This is a genomic window from Natronobiforma cellulositropha, assembly GCF_025629245.1.
Lineage (GTDB): Archaea > Halobacteriota > Halobacteria > Halobacteriales > Natrialbaceae > Natronobiforma > Natronobiforma cellulositropha.
In genome coordinates this window covers 55115-76526 of record NZ_JANZXN010000020.1, presented here as the reverse complement: position 1 = coordinate 76526, position 21412 = coordinate 55115, and the positions used below count along the sequence as shown (strand labels likewise).

Sequence of the window (21412 nt, the reverse complement as noted above, 5' to 3'; positions counted from 1 at the left end):
TCGACAGACGTTCGTCGACCGTTTAAGTAGCGTCTCGCCGGTCCCGTCGCTCGAGCGAGATCGGATTATGCCTCGTCGAAGAGCGTCTCACCGTCGGCCAGGTGGGCTTCGAGTACGTCCACGTCGACCTCGACGCCGAGACCCGGCTCGTCGGGCAGTTCGATGCGCCCGTCCTGGATGATCGAGTCCGACTCGGTGAGCACGTCGTCCCACCACTCGAGGTCGCGTGCGTGGAACTCGAGTGCGAGGAAGTTCGACGCCGCCGCGCCGACGTGGGCGCTCGCCATCGTTCCCAGCGGCGAGGCGACGTTGTGGAGGGCGAGCGGGATGTAGTAGGCTTTCGCCATGTCGGCGACCTTCTTCGTCTCGAGCATGCCGCCGGTCTTCGGGACGTCGGGGTGGATGATGTCGACGCCGTGGTTCTCGATGAGCCGTCGCGCGCCCTCGACGCGGTAGACGTTCTCGCCGGCGGCGATGGTGACGTTCGTGTTGTGGGTGACGTACAGCTGTACGTCGTGGTTCTCCGGCGGGACCGTATCCTCGAGCCACCAGACGGGGTACGGCTCGAGTGCGGCGGCGAGGCGGCGGACGGTGTCGCCGCCCCAGCTCCAGTGACAGTCGAAGGCGACGTCCGCCCGGCCGTCGACCCGGTCGGTGACCGCTTCGACGATCCGACGGCGGTACTCGATCGCCTCGGCGTTGAGGTGTTTGTGTCGGCGGTCCTCGTCGCCGCGGTTGAGACCGTCGAGGTCGAACTTGAGCGCGTCGAAGCCGTCGGCGAGCACCGCCTCTGCGGCCTCGGCGTACGCCTCGGGTGCGTAGGGATCGTAGTCGTCGACCTCGGCCGTCCGGTGGAGGTGTTCGCCCGCGTGGGTGTCACAGTAGACGCGGACGCTGTCTCTGTGTTTCCCGCCAATGAGCTGGTAGGCGGGCACCTCGAGCAGTTTGCCGGCGAGGTCGTGGAGGGCGATGTCGAGTCCGGAGATGGCCGTCACGGCGATGCCGTTCATGCCGCCGAGGTAGCTCAGTCGCTCGAACAGTTCGGTACACCGGGCGTCGATGTCGAGTGGGTTCTTCCCGATGAGGAGCTCTTTGGCGTAGTCGATGTACTCGTCGGCTTTCGGGCCGAGGACTGCCTCCCCCGTTCCGGTGACGCCCGCGTCGGTGTAGATGCGAACCAGTGTCCAGTGGAAACTCGAGTCGATTCGTGTCGTCTGTACGTCCGTGATCGTCACGTCACGGCCGTTGATACCACGTGCCATGTCGTTTCTGGCGTATCTATCGTTATAAAACGTCCCATTCCGGAAAGGAGAACCCTCGCTCGACGCAGCAGGTGTCGGGGACGAAAGCAGAGAGTGAACCGGTTCGGCTGTGACGAGCCGGGTGAGTAAGCGACCCCGTCTAGCGGGGCTGTAGTCCGTTCTCGATGAAGTAGTGGGTGATGCGGTTCGAGGTCATCCAGTCGTCTGACTCGATGTCGAAGTCCCACTCGCCGGTGTTGACCCAGTAGTGCTCGCTCCAGGGGTGGATCATCGCTCCGGGCAGCAGGTAGTTGTGTGCCCAGGCGAGTTCGCTGGCCAGGTCGAGCACCTCGTCCTCGCTCTGTGCGACGGCGAGGGCCTCGACGTTCTCGCGCAGGTCGATGGTCACCATGTCGCCGTCAGGGTTGCCGACTTCGGGCACCTCGACGACCTCGTCGAACATCTCGCGTTCGGTCACGGCACCACGGTACGTTCCGAACAGCTCCTCGTTGAGGTCGGAGTGTGCGTGGTACTGGCGCGACTGCCCGTAGTTGAGGTGCATGCTGATGTCGTAGTCGTGGCTATCACCGTGGTCGGCGTTCCAGATCCCCATCTCCTCCATGAAGTAGTCGACCTCGATGCCGAACTCCGCGAGGTTGTTGTACGCCATCTCCGAGGGCGTTCCGAACCAGTCACCGACGGGGAAGAACAGTTCGAACTGCTCGTCGTCGGGCGTGTACCACTCGTCGTCGTCGAGACTGAAGCCGGCGCCCTCGAGCAGTTCCGTCGCACGGCCGGTGTCCGCGGGCGCGTAATTGGTCATCGCGTCGAGCACGTCGTCGTGGACGAAGTGCTCGATGTAGCCCGAGTCGATCCCGCCGGAGTAGGGGTCGACGGGCGTCCCGGGTGCGGCGACCTCGACGATGTTCTCGAAGTCGACAGCGTGGGCGATGGCCTGGCGGACCTCGGGGTAATCGCGGATCCACTCGTTTTCGGGACCGAACAGGAGGGTGAACACCTGTCCCGAGAACGAGACCGGCGCTTCCTCGTAGATGTCGGGGAGGTCCTGCAGCGTCGCCTCCTGGTGGACGAAGTCGACCTCTTCGGCGCGAAGGCCGGCCTCCTCGATGTGCATGCCGTGGCGGAGGTAGAAGTCCCAGTCTTTCGCGATCGGGTGGTGGGGGTTCGGCACCTGGTCGGCGAACTGTTCGTTCGCTTCGACCCACACGAACGGTCCCGAGAAGAGCGCATCGTCCCAGTGGGGGTCGTACGAGGCGACGTCCTCCTGGATCGAGCTGATCTCGTCTTCGCCGTCGGCGTCGTCGAAGCGCTCGACGAACTCGCCGTACTCGGCTTCGGAGATGCTGAGCAGCGACTCGAGGAACTGGTTGAACCAGAGTTCCTCGTTGAGCTCTCGGTAGTCGTCGCGCAGTTGCAACTGGAAGGCGTAGTCGCCGTCGGTGGTGATGTCTTCGGGGTTGACGTAGTTGCCGATCTCCTGGTCGAGGTAGGCCGCTAACTTGTAGGAGGTGACGAAGTCGTGGGCAGTCACGGGGCTGCCGTCGGACCAGCCGTAGTCGTCGTTGAGGTAGACCCGGGTGAGACCGGCGTCCTGGTCGTGGTCCCAGTCTTCGGCGATCCGTGGGACGAACTCACCGGTCGCGGTGTTGTAGACGGTGAGGTACTCGTAGGACATCTCCTGCACGTCACCGGGGTTCCAGCCGGTGTGATAGGTGTTGAAGATGTACTCCCCACCGAACGGGTTCACGTCGTTCCCGGGGGTCACCTCGTTCATGTTGTCCTCGTAGTCCTCGTCGTAGTCGGTGGCCGTTCCACCGTTGCCGTTGCCTCCACCGTTGCCGATGATGTCCTCTGGGGACTCGTCGTCGTCGTCACCGTTGCCCGTACACCCGGCGAGCGCACCGACACCTGCAGCACCAGTCAGTGCGATTGCCTGTCGTCGAGAGATGGCTCCATGCCACTGTTGCTTCTTTGGCATCCCCTGAAAGTGGAGTATAATAAATGATAAAGGTTTCGGACCGCACGGTCTCTTCGATACTCCACCTCACCGGAACGTCTGGAGACGACGACCGACCGGTTTCGAGCCGCTGAATCGCACACGCGCACGACCAGTACACACCCGTACCGTCGCTCGCGATCGTTCTCGTTCTGGCGTAGAGAACGGACGTGTGACGCCTATCAGCCCCGTCGTCTCGAGTCTGCCTCTCGCCGACTCACCTGCGCCAGGTCCCCAGTCTGACCGGAATTGGGCGTCTGCACGGTATACGGTATCACCTGTGAGGATCGGTCTCGAAACCACGCGACTATTTTTCACGCGAAAAATTACAATCGTATGAATGTAATTATGGGGAAACTGCCCCTCCACACCGCAGTAATTCACATCGATGTTCTGTAATGCCGAAACTCAACCTTCACACGCTGAACGAAGTTCTATTTGTGTGTAGTGTCGCCCACCGCTCGGCGGTCACCGACTCACAGGTCGATCGTCTCGCCGCTGTCCGCCGCGTCGTAAATCGCCTCGAGCGCACGCATGTCGACGAGTCCGTGCTCGAGGTCGGCGTACGGTGCCCGTCCGGCGAGCAGACAGTCGGCGAAGTAGTCGAACTCTTCTTCCATCTGGTCGATGGACGCGGTCTCTGCGTCGACCGTCGAGCCGTCGACGGTCACCTGCAACGAACTGCCCATGTGGAACGCCGGATCGATCGTCAGGCAGCCGTCGGTGCCGAGGATCTGTAAGTGACTGTTCATGCCGGCGTTCTGACTCGCCGTGCACGTCGCGTAGACGTCCCCTTCGAACGCGACCGTGAACGCGGCGACCTCGTCGGGAACGTCTTCGAAGTACTCGTGTGTCGAGTGCATCATCGACTGGGCCGCGACCGGTTCGCGCTCGAGGACGAACCGCGTCGTGTTGAGCGAGTAGATCCCGAGGTCCATGACGCTCGCCCCGTACCCGGCCCGCTCGGGGTCGAGTCGCCACTGGTCTCGTCCCCAGCCGACGATCCCCTGTGACATGTCGCCGTGGACGTGTACCGGCTCACCGATCGCTCCCGCCCGGACTAGTTCGCGTGCGCACCTCGCTGCGGGCTCCGTGTGCATCCGGTAGGCGACCATCGCCATGGGGGCGTCCGCCGCCCGGCGGTGGCGCTCGACCATCCGCTCGGCACGCTCGAGCGTCGCCTCCATCGGTTTCTCACAGAGGACCGCCTTCCCGTGTTCGACCGCGCTCTCGACGAACTCCAGGTGGAGCGCGTTCGGCGTACAGACGTAGACCGCGTCGTAGTGCTCGAGCGCCTCGCCGTCGTGGAACTGCTCGTAGGTAAGTCCCGCCTCGACCGTCTCGTGGTCGTCGGCGACCTCCTGGGCTTTCTCGCTCGAGCCGCTGACGACGACGGTCGTCTCACAGAACGTCGAGTTCTCGACGGCGGGCATCGCCTTGTCGACCGTCCACCAGCCGAGTCCGACCATCGCGAAGCGGACAGGCCCGTCTCCGTCAGTCGATTCCTGCCAGTCGCGGTGTGTGAACGATTCGAGATGCGCGCGGACCGCTTCGATGTCCATATTCGGGAGTTACTCCGGGAGATAATAAATCGCCGCGGTCCGCTCCTCCCCGGGTGAGCGCTCTCCCGGATATCGTAGCCACTGCAAGTCAGTGCACACCTGATCGCCAGACGGGGCGGCGATCAGTGTGTAAACCGTTGCAGTTGTCACTATAGACGCTCGCGGGCCCGTCTCACCTCATGTGTGTCCGTCACTCGAACCTCACGTGTGTCCGTCACTCGAACCTCACGTGTGTCCGTCACTCGAGGCAATCGATGGAAGGATATTTATAATGATGGTCCAGATATAGACGTGAATGCCGACTGTCCCTGGTACGCAGTATCTCGCTCGTCCGACACTCGTTACACCGGCTGGACACTACGGAGGCTGATCAGTTATGTCACACCAAGCGGTCAGTGCGTCAGGAACCGACTCCCGAACGCCGGAGGACCCCATCATCACCATCCGGAATGCGAGCGTCCGGTTCGAGATGGATAAGGGTTCCTCGACGGTCCTCAACGACGTCAACCTCGACATCTATCGGGGCGAGACGCTCGGCGTCGTCGGCGAGAGCGGTAGCGGCAAGTCCATGTTCGCCGACGCGCTCCTCGACGCCGTCGTCGACCCCGGTATCCTCACCGGTGAGATCCGCTACCACCCCGAACACGGCGACCCCGTCGACGTACTGGGTCTCAAGCCGTGGGAGCTCAGAGAACTCCGCTGGGAGACGATTTCGATGGTGTTCCAGGGGGCGATGAGCGCCTTCAACCCGACGATGAGCATCGGCGAACACTTCGAGGAGACGCTCGAGGCTCACGGCTGGGACAGAGGCGAGGGCATGGAACGTGCCCGCCAGCTGTTCACCGACCTCCACCTCGACCCCGAGCGGATGCTCCGGTCGTTCCCCCACGAACTCAGCGGCGGGCAGAAACAGCGCGCGTTGATCGCGCTGAGTCTCATCCTCGAGCCCGAGGTGCTCGTGATGGACGAACCGACCGCCGCACTCGACTTGCTGATGCAGCGGTCGATCCTCAACTTGCTCTACGACATCAAGGACAAGTACGATCTCACCCTCGTGTTCATCAGCCACGACCTGCCGATCATCTCCGGCTTCGCGGACCGACTGGCAGTGATGTACGCCTTCGAGTTCGCCGAAATCGGACGCGCGAACGACGTTCTCGGCAACGCCTCTCACCCCTACACGCGTGCACTGTTGAAATCGACGCCGAACCTCGAGACCCCGCTCTCGGAGATGCGTCCGATCGAAGGCGAGAGTCCCGACCCGGTCAACCACCCCGATGGCTGCTCGTACCACCCGCGCTGTCCGCTCGCGGACGAACGCTGTGCACAGGACGACCCCGCGTTCCGCCCCGTCGAGGAGGGCCACGAGGTCCGCTGTCACTACTGGGACGAGGCCGCAGACGCCGTCCCCCTCGACTTCGGAGGTGACGAGCAGTGAGTTCCGACGAGCCGTTGATCTCGATCGAGGACCTCGAAGTCCACTTCGAGGACCAGTCGATGCTCAACGCGATGGTTCCCTCCTGGATGGGGGACAGACTCGGCTTACAGGAACAGCCGACCGTTCAGGCGGTCGACGACATCAACTTAGAACTCGGCGAGAACGACGTCCTCGCACTCGTCGGCGAGAGTGGCTGTGGCAAGACGACGCTCGGGAAGACCATCGTCGGTCTCCAGAAACCCACCGGCGGCGCGATCAAGTACCGGGGTCACGACATCTGGGACGTTCGCGACGGCAACGCCGACACTGACATGACGTTCGAAGAGATCCGCCGCGCCCTCCAGATCATCCACCAGGACCCCGGCTCGGCGTTGAACCCCTACCGGTCGGTGCTCGACAACCTCGCCGTCCCGCTGAAACGCTGGCACCCCCACCTCAACTACGAGGAGCGACGGACGCGCATCCTCAACATGCTCAAGCGGACGGGCATCAGCCCACCCGAGGACTACGCAGAGCGCTACGTCCACCAGCTTTCGGGTGGCGAACAACAGCGTGTCGCGCTCATCCGTGCGCTGCTCGTCGAACCCGACGTCATCCTCGCCGACGAGGCCGTCAGCGCACTCGACGTCTCGCTTCGCATCGGCGTCATGGATCTCTTCCTCGAGATGCAGGAGATCTTCGACACCTCCTTCGTCTTCATCAGCCACGACCTGGCGAACGCGCGCTATCTCGCCGGGAAATCGGGCGGAAAGATCGCTGTGATGTACCTCGGTGAGATCGTCGAGATCGGTACGGCAGACGAGATCATCAACGACCCCAAACACCCCTACACCAAGGTCTTGCAGTGGGCGACGCCGAAACTCAACCCCGAACAGGCCCAGGAGGCGATGCGGGAGTCTCCACCGGTCAGAAAGATCGACATCCCCGACGCGACGAAGCCACCGACGGGGTGTCGCTTCCACACGCGCTGTCCGGAGGCACGCGAGACCTGCCGCGAGCAAACCCCCGCACTCTACGAGGACGGCACCGGCGAGGCCTACCACCGCACGAAGTGTTTCCGCAGCGTCGACGACCACGAGTACTGGCAGAGCACGGAACTCACCGACGACGACCCCGTTAGCGACGAGACCGCCTCACCGTCCGACGACGGCTCGGTCGTCGACGAAGCTTCCTCGTAACGCCGCTCCTCGTTCAGAACGGTGTCCAGCCCGAGAACAGCGCGACGCCGGTTCCGACGACCATCGCGACGAGCACGATCGCGGTGAACTGGGCGATCACGTACGACGGCGTCCCCGGATCCAGGTAGAGAAACGACCACCCGAGCAGCGCGAGCATCGCGGCGCTGAGTGCGAACATCGTTATCCACAGTTGGTGACTGAGGCTGCGTGGGCGACGGATCATTTCGCCGACCTACGGAACGCCGGCCAATAAGCGTAGTGATCGGTCTAGTTTCGCCGTATCCGGTCCGTGAGCCGGTGTCCGCGACCGACCGCATGATTGATATGGATGGATACGAATCTCTCGAGTATGCTCGACGTGTACATGGAGCGATTCGAACACCCGTACCTGCTGGCGCTCGTTCCCATCGCGGGAGTGTTGCTCGGTCTCGGCGTCGTCGCGGAAACCGCCGGCTACAACACCGTCTCCGGCTTCCTCGGTCTCTACACGATGGTCCTGCTCATCATCTGTCTCATCGGCTACATCGGTCTCTTCTCACTCAAGTACAGCACTCAGGTGCTCCGACGCTGGCGGATCAGAAACTCCGGCGTCTGAACGGCACCCTCGCCGTCACACGCGGTTCACCCGCTTCGGACACAGCGAGCGCGCACTCGAGTTGCGTTCGCTGTCGTCACTCGCGGTCAGTAGTATCGGCGTCGAATAGCGCGATTCAGTGGCTCGAGCCGCGGCTCAGAGCGTCTCGTAGCGCTCCCAGACTTCGAAGACGCTATCGCCCGAGCGGATGTCCGCCCGGACGTTGTTCTCGGTCTCGAGTTCCTCCTCGCCGCGTTCGAGCACCTCGTCGACGTCGTCGGGGTCGATGATCGCGATGGATTCGTAGTCGGCGAAGACGACGTCGCCCGGGTTGATCGTCACGCCGTGGACGGTGACGGGCACGTCGTACTCGCGGAAGCTGACGCGGCCGAAGGACTCGATCGAACTGTGGCCGTCCGACCAGACCGGGAACCCGTGGTCTTCGATCAGCCGTGAGTCACGCGTCGGGCCGTCGATCAGCGCGCCGACGGCACCGTTTTCCTGGACGATCGTACTCAGCAGTTCGCCCCAGAGACCGACCTCGGTGTCTTTCGGCGCGGCCATGACCACGAAATCTCCCTCCTCGACGGCTTCCAGGTACTGGAAGAACAGCGAGTCTTCGGGGTCGCCAGAGCCTTCCTCCGCGTAGCCAATCTCGACGCGCTGGGAGGGGTGGGCGGTCCCGACGACCGGGTCACGGCTCCAGACCGGGCGGATTCGCGTCCCCGGAATCACGTTGTCCTCGATCCCCATCTCGTCGGTGATGTCGTTGACCAGCGCGCTGTGCAGCTGTGCGAGTCGCTCACGCTGATCGGCTGTGAGTGTCATTGTCTGTGGTACCGAAGGAGAACACTCAGGGCCGACGCTTAAACGTACCGCTGCCGGCTTGCGCTGCCCCGAGCTGTGGGGGCAACCCGGCCGAAGAGAACGACGGTCGGTGCCGTCGCTCGAGCGGCCACGTCGCCGTGATCGATCGTCGAGTCTAGTCTGCGCCGTGGAGGGGAACGTGCGTACAGTCGACACACTCCCAGGAACCGAACCGACGGATCACATCGCCGCCACAGCGCGGACAGCGATAGGTTGGGTCTCCGGACTCGTGATTCGTTGCCATCAGCGATCCAAACTTGGTACGACACATTAAATCTATCCCAATTCGTCGCTGCTCGACGATCATGAGTTCGACGATCGACGAAAATACGGCCGGCTTCACACCGCTCTCGGTCTCGAGTAGGCGCCACCGTCGAGCGACGCACTGGTGCGTGCTAGCACTCCTCGATCGGGATGCGTCCCGCTTCGTCGGGGATTTCCGAGTACTCGTAGAAGAACGCACAGAGGGTGTCGCGCCAGCGGACCGCCTGGTGTGCGTGTTCGTCGAAGCGTTCGGCGACGTGGCGGTAGCGTCGCTCGTCGATCCGTCCCTCGAGCGAGCGCCAGCGCTGGCGTAACACTCTGACGCGCTCGACACCGTCGAAGCAGCCGTCGTAGAGGCGCTGGATGACGGTGGTGCCGTCGGCGAGTTCGTACTCCCAGGGCAGGTGGTGGAAGAACAACAGCAGTTCCTCGGGGCAGGTCTCGGGCGAGTCGTAGCGCGAGGCCAGCGGCTCGCGGTACTGACCCGCGTAGTCGCTGCCGCTCGAACTGCGGTCGACGCCGATGCCGTCTTCGCTCACACCGGTGTACTCCGGCCACTCCTCGGGCGAGGGGTCGTAGTGGTTCTCGAGGGCGGTCTCGCCGTTGTACATCATGTGGATGAGACCGATGCCGCCGGTGTGGTAGTCGATAGCCGCCTGCCAGGAGTCGAGTAAGATTCGGCTCACCGTCTCTCTGACCTCGGGGTCGGTCCCGAACGTCAGCGCCACCCACTCGTCGGTGATCGTTTCACTCTCGAGGTCGGGGTCCCAGCAGAGGCGTCCGAAGCCGTAGAGGTTCGCCTGCGCGAGGTAGTGGCCCGTCCAGTTCGGGTCGTCGCCGACGACGCCGACGCCGGCGATGCCCTGCCCGGGGGTATCTGCGAGCAGGTCGGCGACGCGAGACCCCTCGACCGGCGCGTGGGTGTCGAACTCGAGGATCTCTTTCCACTGCGGGACCAGATAGCAGGCGTGGACGCCCTGGCCGGTGTACTCCTGGGTGATCTGGAGTTCACAGCCGAGGGCGGTCTCGGGCATCGCGCCGAACAGCGTCGAGACCGGCTCGCGCTGCTGGAAGTCGATGGGACCGTTCTTGATCTGGAGGGTGACGTTGTCGTCGAACGCGCCGTCGAGCGGTTCGAACGTCTCGTAGGCCTGGACCGCCCGGTCTTCGTGGTCGGAGTAGACGAACGCGCGCCACCAGACGCGCCCGTCGTAGGGTTCGAACGCACGGCCGATGACGTTCGCTCCCTCGGCGTGGTCGCGGCCGTAGTCGTAGGGACCGGTCTGGCCCTCCGAGTCGGCTTTGACGACGAAGCCGCCGAAGTCGGGGATCAGGTCGTATACCTCGGCGACCTTCTCGGCCCACCACTCCTCGACGGCTGGCTCGAGCGGGTCCGCGGTGTCGAGACCGCCGATGAGCATCGGCGAGGCGTAGTTGACCGAGAGGTAGAGACGGACGCCGTACCGGCGGAAGAGGGCGGCGAGCGCGGCGACTTTCTCGAGGTTCGCCGACTCGAGCAGCTGCCAGCCCGCCTGCTGGGAGACGACCTCGTTGGCCCCCTCACGGCCCGGAATCTTCGTGTTGACGTTGTTGACGCAGAGACCGTTGAGACCGACGGAGGCGAGCAAGCGCGCGTAGTCGGCGTAGCGCTCGTCGAGCTGGGGCAGCCGTTCCCAGTCGAAGATCGACTGGCCGGCGTAGCCGCGCTCTACCAGGCCACGGAACGGGTTGTCCCAGTGGTTGACGATCCGTTCGGCGTTGGCAGGCTCCTCGACGATCTCGAGGTCGTCGATCGGTTCGCCGGTCGCGAGCAGGCGCAGCAGGTGGAAGGTACCGTAGACGAGACCGGTGTCCGTGGGGGCGGTGAGGACGAGACAGTCGGACTCCTCCCACTCGACGGCCCGGATGAGGTAGCCGTCGTCGTCGAGCGAGCGGACGAACTCGACGTCGACGCTCTCTGTGATCGGACGCATCTCGTCGGGAAGACCGACCGCGAGGAAGCCGTCGGCCGACCGCGGTGGGTGGTGCCAGAGGTGTGGCTCGCGCCCGAAGACTCCCTCGAGTCCGCGTCTGAGTTCCTCGCGGACGACGCCGAGTTCGGGTGCGCCGTCGGAGGCGTAGACGTGCAGACAGCGCCGCCGGTAGGACTCGAGGCGCTCGTCGTCGATCGACGCCTCGTAGCGCAGCCAGCACGAATCGTATCTTTCAGATGCCATTGCCGAGGGGTTTCACACCGATCACGAAAGTCCTGACGGTTGGTGTGGTGGTAAGTGGCGCGCGCTCGCAGGAGCGCCGCGCTGTCGGTCAGTACTCGGGGGCAGACCGCGCCGGCGGTCAGTTCTCGAGTGCGTCTCTGACGGCGTGGTAGGCCGGTTTCTCCTCGTAGCGCCCGCCGAAGAGCAACGGTTCGGTGGTGAAGCGCTCCGGGAAGTCCTTGAAGTTCGCGACCCACGAGTTCGCGTCGTTGACGCCCCAGGTGACGACGGTCTCACAGCCGACCTCGAGACAGGTCTCGACGATCGACCGGTAGTAGTCGGCCTGGACCTCGAGTGGGTCGTCGGGCACGTCGTCGGCCGGGAAGGAGACGTCCATCTCGGTGATCTCGACCTCGAGTCCGAGCGCCTGGAAGCGCTCGATGTTGGCGGCGACAGACTCCGGGTCGGGGTGGTCACCGAGGGCGTGTAGCTGGAGACCGACGCCGTCGACGGGGACGCCGCGCTCGAGGAGGCGCTCGAGCAGGTCGTAGATGGCGTCGGATTTCTCGTTGATGGCGTCCGCGCCGTAGTCGTTGTAGTAGAGGTCGGCGTCGGGGGCGACCTCGCTCGCCCACTGGAAGGCGAGGTCGAGGTACTCCTCGCCGAGTGCGTCGTACCAGACGGTCTCGCGCATCGTGCCGTCGTCGGCGACGGCCTCGTTGACGACGTCCCAGGTGTCGATCTTCGCGCGGTAGCGGCCGGCGACGGTGTGGATGTGATCGCGCAGGAACTCCCGGAGCTGGTCGTCGGTGTAGTCCCAGGCCTGGAACCAGTGGGGCGTCTGGTTGTGCCAGACGAGGGTGTGCCCGCGGACGTACATGTCGTTCGCGACGCCGAAGTTGACGACGGCGTCGGCGTCGGTGAAGTCGTAGGTGTTCGGGCTGGGCCGGAGCGGTCCCATCTTCAGGGCGTTCTCCGGCGTCACCGCGTTGAACGACGAGCGAAGCGTCTTCCAGTAGCTCGGGTCGTTTCGGAGTGCGTTCGGGTCGACCGCAGCGCCCAGGTTGAAGCCACGCTCGTCGGCCGCTGTACGGAGTGTTGGTTCGTCAGACATCACCCGACTCCACGCGTCGAGGCTCATAAAAGCTGAGGATACCCGGAGCGGTTGACCGGCTTCGACGGTGCGTAACGATTGTATAGCTCGTCTCCCAACTGCGGCTATGGCCACCGCAGAACCGCAACGGAAACTCGCCCGGCGGGCGATGTGGGTGTCGTTACTGCTCGGTCTCCTCGCGCTCTGGTTCTTCACGAGTCGCGGCGAGCCGGTGACCGGCTTCGTCGTCTTCGCACTGCTCGGCGGCGGCGGCTACTTCGAGTACAAACGACGGCTCAAAGACCTGGAGGCGATCGACACCATCAGCGAAGACGAAGATCCGTTCGAACGCCGCGACCGCTTCCGGTGACCGCCCGGCCGTCTCGTCTCCACCTGCCTTCGCCGACCGCCGTGGAGCCGAGACAGTAGAACTAATACTCTCGGCTCGGAACTACCAGTACTCACATGCGTTACTACCAACGTAACGGGGGGGACTCCCTCCGACTCGCAGCCGAGACCGACGGGGCTGTCTACGATCTCACCGCAGCGAACGCCGACTTCGAGACGTTCGAGGACCTGCTCGAGGCCTCCTCGGCGGCTGACCGACCGATCGACGACCTGACCGCAGACCTCCTCGAGGAGGCACCGGTCGCCGACGCCGACGCCGATACGAGCGCCTCTCCACCGCCGCTCGAGGCGCGCGAAGTCTGGGCGGCGGGCGTCACCTACAAGATCAGCGAGGAGGCGCGCGAGGCCGAGAGTACGATGCCGGAGATGTACATGAACGTCTACGAGAGCGAGCGTCCGGAGGTGTTCTTCAAGTCGACGCCCGAGCGGACCGTCGGGCCGAACGACGGCGTCGGCATCCGCGCCGACTCCGAGTGGGACGTGCCCGAACCCGAACTCGGCATCGTCCTCTACCAGGGGGAGATCGTCGGCTACACCATCGGCAACGACATGAGCAGTCGCTCGATCGAAGGCGAAAATCCGCTCTACCTCCCACAGGCGAAGGTGTACGACCGCTGTTGCTCGCTCGGTCCCTGTATCACCTCCGCGTCGGCCATCGACGACCCCCACGACCTCGAGATGTCGATGACGATCACCCGTGGCGACGAGGTCCTCTACGAGGACTCGACCTCGACCGGCGAGATGGTCCGCACCGTCGACGAACTCGTCGAGTACTTCGTCCGACACAACCGCGTTCCCGACGTCTCGGTGTTGCTCACGGGCACCTCGCTGGTGCCTGACGAGGGCTTTACGCTCGAGGAAGGCGACGTCGTCGACATCACCATCGAGGAAATCGGGACGCTCTCGAACCCGGTCGTCGAAGTCTGAACGGCCAACATCAACTACTCCACCCCCTGGGTGCGACCCTGCCGTCGCTGACTCCCTCCATCTGCATCACACCACGGGTATACCCCTATACAGAATCGAATTCTGTATTAGAAAACATACATGCCCCATTACTGATTTACAGCCGACCCGGTACCCGTTGGGCTACGTGCCTTCACCTCGTGTGTGCCGGCGGTACGGACGTGGATTACACTCGTACGGTTGTAATCGCGTCCCTGCTGAGTCCACTGTCGGCGCTTCGACCAGGTGCCGTAGGGGTCTAACGTTCTGTCCTGGAGAATACTGCGTCGTGCGGAACCCGTGAGTGTCTCCTCGAGCGTCGTTGACTGCCGCCTCGGGGACAGTTATACGGGTGGCGGTGAAGGCAGTGGTATGCAGTTTTCCAATCCGGTCGTGCCCGGATTTCACCCCGACCCGAGCGTCTGTCGCGTCGGCGAGGACTACTACCTCGCGACGAGTTCCTTCGAGTACACCCCCGGAATTCCGCTGTATCACAGCCACAACCTCGCCGACTGGGAACCGATCGGTCACTGTCTCACACGGCCCTCACAGCTTCCGCTCGAGAACGCGAGCGCTTCCGAGGGCATCTTCGCACCGACGCTCCGGTACCACGACGGAACCTACTACGTCATCTCGACGAACGTCTCAGACGGCGGCCACTTCGTCGTCAGCGCGACGGACCCGCGCGGGGAGTGGTCGGAACCGACCTGGATCGACGCCCCGGGAATCGACCCGGACCTGTTCTGGGACGACGACACCGTCTACGTCACCTACCGCGAGGGCGAGGCGGGCATCGCCCAGGCTGAACTCGACCTCGAGACGGGGGCGCTCGGCGAGTCGCGCGTCATCGCCGACCGACTGGCGGGTGACTACACCGAGGCGCCGCACCTCTACGAAATCGACGGCACCTACTACCTCGTGGTCGCCGAGGGCGGGACCCACACCGGACACATGGTCTGTGTCGCCCGTTCGGACCGGCCGGACGGGCCGTTCGAACCCTGCCCGGACAACCCAGTTCTGAGCCACCGCGGCGTGAGCGAGATGTACACGCCGATTCAGGCGACCGGCCACGGCGACCTGATCGAGGCTCACGACGGCACCTGGTGGCTCGTCTTCCTCGGCATCCGTCAGTTCGGCGGCTACCCCGGCTGGCACCACCTCGGCCGGGAGACGTTCCTCGCACCCGTCGAGTGGGTCGACGGCTGGCCCGTCGTCAACGGTGGCGAGCGCATCACGCCGGAGCTATCGGTGCCCGACACCGACCTCGAGCGTGCGCCGAGGGCCGACTGGACGACGACCGACCCCTTCGCTGGCACCGACCTCGGTCCCGAGTGGAACGGCCGCTACGCCCGCGAGCGCTACACCGTCGGCGACGGAGTCCTCTCGCTCGAGGGCGGGCCGGAGACGCTCGAGGAGCGCGGCGTCACGTTCGTCGGCCGCCGCCAGCAACACCTCGAGTGTACCGCCCGGGCGCGTCTCGAGTTCGACCCACGGGCGGGTGAGGAGGCGGGCCTGACCCTCTTCTACGACGAGCGCCACCACTACGCGCTCGCGCTGACTCGCCGCGAGGGCGAGCGCCGGGTCGTCGTCCGCCTGCGCATCGGCGACGCGACGGCGGTCGTCGCCGACCGCGACTGCCCGGCGGGGGCGGTCGACCTGACCGTCGAGGGAACGCCCGAGACGTACCGGTTCGGGTTCGAAGCGAACGGCTCGCGGACGTCCCTCGCGAGCGCGTCGACGCGCTACCTCTCTACGGAGGTCGCTGGCGGGTTCACCGGCGTCTACGTCGGTCTCTACGCGACCGGTCACGGGAGCGACTGTGAGGAACCCGCACGGTTCACGGCGTTCGAATACCGTCCGCTCGCCGACTGACGGCCGCTCAGGTTCCGACGGTCACATACGAACACTGTTCTTTTCTACCACCAATCAGACTAAATTCACTTTCTGCCACGATCACTGTCTCGGTACGCCTCCAGTGACTGTTCACCGCCGAGTCCGCCACTCGAGGGCACTCCCGACTTTCGAGACTGGTGTCCGTCCCGTCTCCGGTCCCGCCCTCGAGACCTCCCGGCTCGGCCGGTGTGGCGCTGCTCCTGCGGCCTGTGTTGGTCTGTGACGGGCTTTGTCCGCCTGGCAGCCTCGGAGAAAAATCTGGGAACTAATATGTATTGAAAATTGATATTGTCTGCCGGTTCGATGCTGTACCCTGTCACTACTGTACTATCGGCTCTCCTTCGAGAAGACGGTACCCGCTCGAGACCCGTCACCGACCGGTGTTCCGTGCCACGTCTCGAGTCCGCTTCGAGCGCTGGCCCGTCCCGGGCAGACGGTTTCTCGGATCGAATGGGCGGCCTACACCGGGTGGCTGACGCTCACACCGTCCCGTAGCCGTCTCCGTCACGGACGCTGTGGTCGTAGCTGACGCGCGCGGTAGTCGGCGGCTACTCCCCTCGAAACGCCTGACGCTCAGGCATACGAAAACAATGTTCTTACCGAGGGTTGTCGAACGCCGGGCCATGTCGAGACTCGACCGGCGACACTTTCTCTGTTCGGCAGCCACCGTCGCGGCGCTCGGATCTGTAGCCGGTGTCACTGCCCACCGGCGGACGCTTCCCGACGCCGCCTGGGAGTGGACCGACGACGACAGCGCGTTCAGTTCCGTCACGAGCGCACGCTGCGTCGACGACGGCTCGCTGCTCGTCGGCACCGCCCGAGACGAGAGCGGCGAGAGCCAGGGATTCGCCCTGAAACTCGACTCCGAGGGGAACCTCGAGTGGTCGAGACGCTACGTTTCACCCGACCAGCAGGATGCGCTCGAGCAGGAGGTCATCGGTCCCATCCCACAGGACGGTCTCGCGTTCGCGCTCGAGGCTGGCTCCGGCGGTCCCGAGGACGGCTACCTGCTCGTCGGCTGGACCTACTTCGACAACACCGCGGTCTACATCGCGCGTCTCGTGCGAATCGATCCGGCCGGTGCGGTGCTCTGGGAGCGCTCGTTCGCCGACCTCGAGGACGCCTCGGCGTACAGCTTCCTGGCCAACGGCGTCCGGACCGACGACGGCTACCTGCTCTGTGGAATCGAGTCGCCCGGCATCATGCTGGGTGGTGCCGGCTGGGTCGTCTCCGTCGACGAGGACGGCGACGTCGACTGGCACCGACGCTATCCGGCGACCGACCGGAACCTCGAGGAGACCTCCAGACAGGACGTCTTTCGCGCGATCACAGAGACGCCGGGCGGCTACGCTCTCGCGGGCCACTTCGACCCCGAAGACGAGAGTCCTGGCACCGCCGAACGGGCCTGGGTGGTCGGCATCGACGAGGACGGAGACGTCCACTGGGACGACCGCTTCGCCCTCGAGACGCCGGGGTCGACGCGCGCCTACGACGTGCTGGTCCGCGGCGACTGCGGCGAGAGCGAACTCGCCGTCGTCGGTGCGGCCGGCCCGAACGTCCCACGCGGCCAGCGGCTGTTCGGCCAGCCGTTCGACCCGGTCATCGACGGCGACGGCTTCCTGGCTTCCTACACCGACGCCGGTGAGCAGACGGCACTCGAGACCCTCCCCGAGACGCCGCTGTTCGACGCGCTCGAGTACGGTGACGACCTCGTTGCGGGCGGTGCCCGCGAGAACCGCGGCTGGGTCGGGACGGCCGAGCGCACGTTCTTCGAGGACGACCGCTCGAGCGTCGTCACCAGCGTCTGTGAGACGGCTGCGGGCGACCTCCTCGCGGCGGGACGGCGAACTGACGACGAGCGGACGGAGGCGTTCGCACGCCTGGTGAGCGCGCTCGAGACTGACGACGAGGAGCCGACCGACGAAGTGCCGACGGAGAAACGAGAACGGGCCGACGACCCCGACCCGGACCCCGAGCCAGACGAGCCAGACGAGCCAGACGAGCCAGAGCCGGACCCTGACGACCCCGACCCAGACCCGGACCCGACGGTCGAGTTTCTCGACTGCGAGACCGTCCGCGTCGTCGGCGAGTTCGACGACGTCATCCTCGATCTGATCTGGTGGAGCGAGGCGGGTCAGCTCGGGACGATCACCGAACCGGTCGGTCCCGTCTCGGGCGAGCGGACCATCTCGGCCACCGAGGAGTTCGGTCAGTTCACCTACGGTCCCATCGTGACCAGCGTCGAACTGTTCGAGGACATCGAGGTCGCGACGCCCGGCTTCGGCGATACGCTCGAGACGAACCCGAACCAGCAAGCCTGCGAAGCCGACATTCTGGCCCTGCTCGAGACCGACGGGATCGACGACCCGGAGGCGCTCGGCTAGTACCATCCCAAACGTCGACTGATGAGTGAAACCGGACGACCACCATCGGTTTCACCCATCAGTTTAGGTTTGGAACGCCACTAGTCTCGCCGGAGGAGGACGAGACCCCCGAACAGCACCGTTCCGACGACGCCGACGGCGCCGAACAGCGCGCCGAGGGCGGCGTAGACGCTCCCTGCGCTCCCGGCTGTGTCTCCCGTGGTCGCGACGACGAACGACCCGATGGCGACGCCGACGAAGGCGAGCGAGACTCCGCAGAGTACGAGGCTGATGCGCACGAGCCGCTGGTCGCTCCCTCGAGCCCTCGCGCGGGCGGCTTCGATCTCGTCGGTGGGGTCCACGGTCTCGGTTTCGGTCTCGGTCCTGGTCTCGATCACTTGATGACGGTCACCGGCACTGAGGCGCGCCGGACGACGAGTTCGGCGACGCTCCCGAGGAGGAACCGCGCCGCACCGCCTCGGCCGTGGCTCCCCATGACGACGTGGTCGATGTCGTGGTCGTCGGCGTAGGTGACGATCTCCCGCCACGGGGACCCGGCGACGACGGCCGTCTCGAGTGTCGCCTCCCGGCTATCGGCCCGGCTCTTCGCGGCGTCGAAGAGCCGTTCTGCCCGTTCGCGTTGTGACTCGTGGTGAGCGGCCACCGAAGCGTTCTCGTCGCCGTCACCGTCGATCGGGTCGACGACGTGTAACAGCGTGATCGTCGCGTCGGGAAAGAGCTCGAGCGCCTCCGCGAGCGCGTTGCCCGCCTGCGGTGAGCCGTCGATCGGAACTAGCACGCGCATGGTCATACACCACCGTTCGAACGAGGGCGAAATAACAGTATCCCACGCGGCCGCTCGGAACACATCTTTGTGTTGCGCCCCCGAACCGTGGCGTATGTACGATCGGATTCTCGTCCCGACCGACGGCCGCGAGCACACCGAACGGGCCATCGAAGAGGCGATCGGTCTCGCGAACGTCCACGACGCGACGCTCTACGTCCTCTACGTGATCAACTCGGCGGCGTTGGCTCCGGGTATCGACTTCGAAGACCTCGAGTCGATCGGTGAGCGGGCCGTCTCTCACGTCGCCGACCGGGCGAGCGCCGCTGGCGTCGCCACCGAGACGAGCGTCACTCACGGGCTCCGTACCCGGGCGATCCTGACCTACGCTACGGACCACGACGTCGACCTCATCGTCATGGGCCGCAACCGGGGTCTCGAGCGCTTCCTCCGTGGCCGGGTCTCAGAGCGCGTCTCGGACGCCGCCTCGGTGCCCGTCCTCGTCGTCGAGTGACGCCGGTCGTCGGCAGGAGTGCGCTCGTGTAGCGGACGATTTTTCTCACACGGCCGACTCGTATCGCCTATGGACGAACAGGATGCAGTCGCCGACTTCTTCGCCGAGTACGACCTCGAGAGTGAGCCAGCCTACCGCGTGCTCGACCTCGCCTCGGAGGTCGGCGAACTCGCGAAGGAAGTCACCGAGTCGACGGCGTACGGCACCGAACCGGAGCACCTCGAGATCGCGACCGACGAGTTGGGCGACGCGCTCTTCTCGCTGCTGTCGGTCGCGAACGCCCTCGACATCGACGCGAGCGAGGCGCTCGAGTGTTCGCTCGAGAAGTACCGAGAACGGCTCGAAGCGACCGGCAGCCCCGGTTCTGGCGCGTAGTCTCACACTGTGGGTGCCGGTAGCGTATATCGAATCGAAACCGGTCGTCCCTGCCGCGTCTGGAAGGACTTTTAGCACCGGTGGACAAGGCCGGGTAACCTGTGTTCGACCGGTTTCCCAATCCGATCCGCCTGACGATCCTCTACATCGGACTGGGTCTCGCCCGCCTCGGTCTGATCGACCGCGAGCGGGCGCGCCGGACGACGGACCTCGCCTGGCCGCGGATCGTCACCGGTCTCGCCCGGATGTCGAAGAACGCCGTCGACGTCGCGATGGTCGGTATCGCGCTGGGCCCGGCCGCCATCGCTGGCGTCGGCTTCGCCTCGCCGTTCTGGGGTCTGGCGTTCGCTATCGGCGGCGGTGTCGCCGGGGGGACCATCGCGCTCGTCTCCCAGCGCTACGGCGCGGGTGCGTTCGGCGAACTCGCCCAGGCGGTGCGCTCGAGTACGGCGCTGGTCGTGATCGCCTCGCTGCCGGTCGTGGCGCTGTTCTGGCACTATCCCGAGGAACTGGTCTCGCTGATCAGTAACGACCAGCAGGCGATCGAGTACGGTGCCGACTACCTGCGGATCGTCGGTCTCGGTATCCCGTTCGCCGGACTCAACCTCATCGGGAGCCGCGTCTTCGTCGGCATCGACGACGCCTGGACGCCGATGGTGCTCCGTGCGGGCGGTGCGGTCGCGAACATCGTGCTCAACGCCGTCCTGATCTTCGGTCTCGACATGGGTGTCGTCGGGGCGGCGCTCGGAACGGTGCTCGCGAACGCGGTCGTCTCGACGACGTTCGCCATCGCGCTCGTCACCGGGCGACTGCCGGTCGTCGGCAGCTTTCCCGCACGGATCGATCCGACGGGAACCTACCTCCACGGCGAGACCATCCGCGACCTGATCCGTATCGGGACGCCGGTCATGGCGAGAAACCTCGTCTGGACGATGGCCGAGTTCCCGATGCTCGCCATCGTGGACGTCTTCGGACAGAACACCGTCGCGGCGTACGTCATCGCCCGGCGCATCTGGGGACTGATGAACGTCCCTGGCTGGGGCTTCGGCATCGCGACCGCGAGCCTCGTCGGCCAGGAACTCGGCAGCGGTGCGGAGGCGAACGCCGAACGCTACGCGCGCGAGATCATCCGCTTCGCGGCGGTGACCTACCTCGTCTCGGCGATCATCGTCTTCGTCTTCGCCGAACAGATCGTGAGCGGCTTCGTCGGCGATCCCAGCGACCCGTCGATTCCCATCGCCGTCTCGCTCGTCTGGGCGGCCTGTTTCGCCGTCGTCTTCAAGGGCGTCGACGCCGCAGCAGGGGGCGCACTCGAGGCCAGTGGCGACACCAACTGGATCTTCTACAGCCAGGCGCTCGGCATGTTCGGCTGTTCGATTCCCATCGCGTACCTCGGCGCGGTCGGTCTCTCGATTCCGGTCTCCGTATCCCTGCCGTACCTCGGCGGTGTCGCGGTCCCGCTCGTCGGCGGGTTCTCGATTCCAGCACTCGGCATCACCGGTCTCTACCTGGCGTTCGTCGCCGAGACCGCGGTGCCCGCGGCGATCAACTACCACCGCTTCGCGACCGGCAAGTGGAAGGCGATCAGTCGGGCCTACCGCCCGGACCTCTCCGCCGACGACTGATCCGTTCTGTCCGTCCCGTCTCTCACTTTCCACACCGTGTTGCCAGTGGATCGACGGATTAATAGTCGGACGGTTG

20 protein-coding genes are annotated in these 21412 nt (G+C 65.1%); 10 read left to right on the top strand and 10 right to left on the bottom strand.

From position 1 onward, the window contains the following. Positions 1–65: 65 nt before the first annotated feature. From N0B15_RS10715 to gfo6, 3 genes are all read right to left on the bottom strand, one after another. Positions 66–1262, bottom strand: a complete 1197-nt coding sequence (locus N0B15_RS10715) for a mandelate racemase/muconate lactonizing enzyme family protein (protein WP_263019700.1) — start codon at positions 1260–1262, stop codon at positions 66–68. Positions 1263–1401: 139 nt separating this feature from the next. Continuing rightward, positions 1402–3240: an ABC transporter substrate-binding protein gene (locus tag N0B15_RS10710; RefSeq protein ID WP_263019699.1), complete on the bottom strand. Its 1839-nt coding sequence runs from the start codon at positions 3238–3240 to the stop codon at positions 1402–1404. Between the two features lie 494 nt (positions 3241–3734). Next, on the bottom strand, positions 3735–4820 hold the full coding sequence (gene gfo6, locus N0B15_RS10705) for a D-xylose 1-dehydrogenase Gfo6 (protein WP_263019698.1): 1086 nt from the start codon (positions 4818–4820) through the stop codon (positions 3735–3737). A gap of 376 nt (positions 4821–5196) precedes the next feature. On the opposite strand from gfo6, the gene N0B15_RS10700 reads away from it, so the two are divergent. Continuing rightward, positions 5197–6258: an ABC transporter ATP-binding protein gene (locus N0B15_RS10700; protein ID WP_263019697.1), complete on the top strand. Its 1062-nt coding sequence runs from the start codon at positions 5197–5199 to the stop codon at positions 6256–6258. Beyond that, positions 6255–7436, top strand: a complete 1182-nt coding sequence (locus N0B15_RS10695) for an ABC transporter ATP-binding protein (RefSeq protein WP_263019696.1) — start codon at positions 6255–6257, stop codon at positions 7434–7436. Before N0B15_RS10700 ends, N0B15_RS10695 begins: the two co-directional genes overlap by 4 nt. Before the next feature lie 13 nt (positions 7437–7449). Here the strand turns inward: N0B15_RS10695 and N0B15_RS10690 are convergent, their stop codons facing one another. Further along, entirely contained in the window at positions 7450–7614 is a 165-nt protein-coding gene (locus N0B15_RS10690; protein WP_263019695.1) for a hypothetical protein, read from the bottom strand. 171 nt (positions 7615–7785) lie between these two features. Between N0B15_RS10690 and N0B15_RS10685 the strand changes: the two genes are divergently transcribed. After that, positions 7786–8031, top strand: coding sequence for a hypothetical protein (locus N0B15_RS10685; RefSeq protein ID WP_263019694.1), 246 nt, complete (start codon positions 7786–7788; stop codon positions 8029–8031). A 135-nt stretch (positions 8032–8166) separates the two neighbouring features. Here N0B15_RS10685 and N0B15_RS10680 read toward each other — a convergent pair whose 3' ends face one another. From N0B15_RS10680 to N0B15_RS10665, 4 genes are all read right to left on the bottom strand, one after another. Continuing rightward, entirely contained in the window at positions 8167–8838 is a 672-nt protein-coding gene (locus N0B15_RS10680; protein ID WP_263019693.1) for an RraA family protein, read from the bottom strand. A 154-nt stretch (positions 8839–8992) separates the two neighbouring features. Then, complete coding sequence (locus N0B15_RS10675; RefSeq protein WP_263019692.1) at positions 8993–9121, bottom strand: hypothetical protein; 129 nt, start codon at positions 9119–9121, stop codon at positions 8993–8995. 151 nt (positions 9122–9272) lie between these two features. Then, entirely contained in the window at positions 9273–11357 is a 2085-nt protein-coding gene (locus N0B15_RS10670; protein WP_263019691.1) for an alpha-glucuronidase family glycosyl hydrolase, read from the bottom strand. Between the two features lie 118 nt (positions 11358–11475). After that, positions 11476–12450: an endo-1,4-beta-xylanase gene (locus tag N0B15_RS10665; RefSeq protein ID WP_263019690.1), complete on the bottom strand. Its 975-nt coding sequence runs from the start codon at positions 12448–12450 to the stop codon at positions 11476–11478. A gap of 106 nt (positions 12451–12556) precedes the next feature. On the opposite strand from N0B15_RS10665, the gene N0B15_RS10660 reads away from it, so the two are divergent. The 4 genes from N0B15_RS10660 to N0B15_RS10645 all read left to right on the top strand — a co-directional run bounded on the left by N0B15_RS10660 (position 12557) and on the right by N0B15_RS10645 (position 18059). Further along, the gene (locus N0B15_RS10660) at positions 12557–12799 is read left to right on the top strand and encodes a hypothetical protein (RefSeq protein ID WP_263019689.1); all 243 of its coding nucleotides are present in this window, start codon (positions 12557–12559) and stop codon (positions 12797–12799) included. Positions 12800–12894: 95 nt separating this feature from the next. Next, positions 12895–13764 (top strand): fumarylacetoacetate hydrolase family protein, encoded by an 870-nt coding sequence (locus tag N0B15_RS10655; protein WP_263019688.1) that lies wholly within the window; start codon positions 12895–12897, stop codon positions 13762–13764. 390 nt (positions 13765–14154) lie between these two features. Then, a complete protein-coding gene (locus N0B15_RS10650; RefSeq protein WP_263019687.1) occupies positions 14155–15654 on the top strand; it encodes a glycoside hydrolase family 43 protein in 1500 nt (499 codons plus the stop codon). A 644-nt stretch (positions 15655–16298) separates the two neighbouring features. Next, the gene (locus N0B15_RS10645) at positions 16299–18059 is read left to right on the top strand and encodes a hypothetical protein (RefSeq protein WP_263019686.1); all 1761 of its coding nucleotides are present in this window, start codon (positions 16299–16301) and stop codon (positions 18057–18059) included. Between the two features lie 80 nt (positions 18060–18139). Here the strand turns inward: N0B15_RS10645 and N0B15_RS10640 are convergent, their stop codons facing one another. Both N0B15_RS10640 and N0B15_RS10635 read right to left on the bottom strand, forming a co-directional pair. Continuing rightward, a complete protein-coding gene (locus N0B15_RS10640) occupies positions 18140–18436 on the bottom strand; it encodes a hypothetical protein (RefSeq protein WP_263019685.1) in 297 nt (98 codons plus the stop codon). After that, entirely contained in the window at positions 18433–18849 is a 417-nt protein-coding gene (locus N0B15_RS10635) for a universal stress protein (RefSeq protein WP_263019684.1), read from the bottom strand. The genes N0B15_RS10640 and N0B15_RS10635 overlap by 4 nt, the downstream gene beginning before the upstream one ends. 88 nt (positions 18850–18937) lie before the next feature. Between N0B15_RS10635 and N0B15_RS10630 the strand changes: the two genes are divergently transcribed. From N0B15_RS10630 to N0B15_RS10620, 3 genes are all read left to right on the top strand, one after another. Further along, complete coding sequence (locus tag N0B15_RS10630) at positions 18938–19336, top strand: universal stress protein (RefSeq protein ID WP_263019683.1); 399 nt, start codon at positions 18938–18940, stop codon at positions 19334–19336. A gap of 69 nt (positions 19337–19405) precedes the next feature. Continuing rightward, complete coding sequence (locus N0B15_RS10625; protein ID WP_263019682.1) at positions 19406–19711, top strand: MazG nucleotide pyrophosphohydrolase domain-containing protein; 306 nt, start codon at positions 19406–19408, stop codon at positions 19709–19711. A gap of 101 nt (positions 19712–19812) precedes the next feature. Further along, positions 19813–21336, top strand: coding sequence for an MATE family efflux transporter (locus N0B15_RS10620; protein WP_263019681.1), 1524 nt, complete (start codon positions 19813–19815; stop codon positions 21334–21336). The last annotated feature ends 76 nt before the right edge of the window (positions 21337–21412 follow it).

What these genes read in the sequence shown, in the direction of transcription:
- N0B15_RS10715 (WP_263019700.1), bottom strand. Translation starts at nt 1,262, where the DNA reads ATGGCACGTGGTATCAACGGCCGTGACGTGACGATCACGGACGTACAG.
- N0B15_RS10710 (WP_263019699.1), bottom strand. Translation starts at nt 3,240, where the DNA reads ATGCCAAAGAAGCAACAGTGGCATGGAGCCATCTCTCGACGACAGGCA.
- gfo6 (WP_263019698.1), bottom strand. Translation starts at nt 4,820, where the DNA reads ATGGACATCGAAGCGGTCCGCGCGCATCTCGAATCGTTCACACACCGC.
- N0B15_RS10700 (WP_263019697.1), top strand. Translation starts at nt 5,197, where the DNA reads ATGTCACACCAAGCGGTCAGTGCGTCAGGAACCGACTCCCGAACGCCG.
- N0B15_RS10690 (WP_263019695.1), bottom strand. Translation starts at nt 7,614, where the DNA reads ATGTTCGCACTCAGCGCCGCGATGCTCGCGCTGCTCGGGTGGTCGTTT.
- N0B15_RS10685 (WP_263019694.1), top strand. Translation starts at nt 7,786, where the DNA reads ATGCTCGACGTGTACATGGAGCGATTCGAACACCCGTACCTGCTGGCG.
- N0B15_RS10680 (WP_263019693.1), bottom strand. Translation starts at nt 8,838, where the DNA reads ATGACACTCACAGCCGATCAGCGTGAGCGACTCGCACAGCTGCACAGC.
- N0B15_RS10675 (WP_263019692.1), bottom strand. Translation starts at nt 9,121, where the DNA reads ATGGCAACGAATCACGAGTCCGGAGACCCAACCTATCGCTGTCCGCGC.
- N0B15_RS10670 (WP_263019691.1), bottom strand. Translation starts at nt 11,357, where the DNA reads ATGGCATCTGAAAGATACGATTCGTGCTGGCTGCGCTACGAGGCGTCG.
- N0B15_RS10665 (WP_263019690.1), bottom strand. Translation starts at nt 12,450, where the DNA reads ATGTCTGACGAACCAACACTCCGTACAGCGGCCGACGAGCGTGGCTTC.
- N0B15_RS10660 (WP_263019689.1), top strand. Translation starts at nt 12,557, where the DNA reads ATGGCCACCGCAGAACCGCAACGGAAACTCGCCCGGCGGGCGATGTGG.
- N0B15_RS10655 (WP_263019688.1), top strand. Translation starts at nt 12,895, where the DNA reads ATGCGTTACTACCAACGTAACGGGGGGGACTCCCTCCGACTCGCAGCC.
- N0B15_RS10650 (WP_263019687.1), top strand. Translation starts at nt 14,155, where the DNA reads ATGCAGTTTTCCAATCCGGTCGTGCCCGGATTTCACCCCGACCCGAGC.
- N0B15_RS10645 (WP_263019686.1), top strand. Translation starts at nt 16,299, where the DNA reads ATGTCGAGACTCGACCGGCGACACTTTCTCTGTTCGGCAGCCACCGTC.
- N0B15_RS10635 (WP_263019684.1), bottom strand. Translation starts at nt 18,849, where the DNA reads ATGACCATGCGCGTGCTAGTTCCGATCGACGGCTCACCGCAGGCGGGC.
- N0B15_RS10630 (WP_263019683.1), top strand. Translation starts at nt 18,938, where the DNA reads ATGTACGATCGGATTCTCGTCCCGACCGACGGCCGCGAGCACACCGAA.
- N0B15_RS10625 (WP_263019682.1), top strand. Translation starts at nt 19,406, where the DNA reads ATGGACGAACAGGATGCAGTCGCCGACTTCTTCGCCGAGTACGACCTC.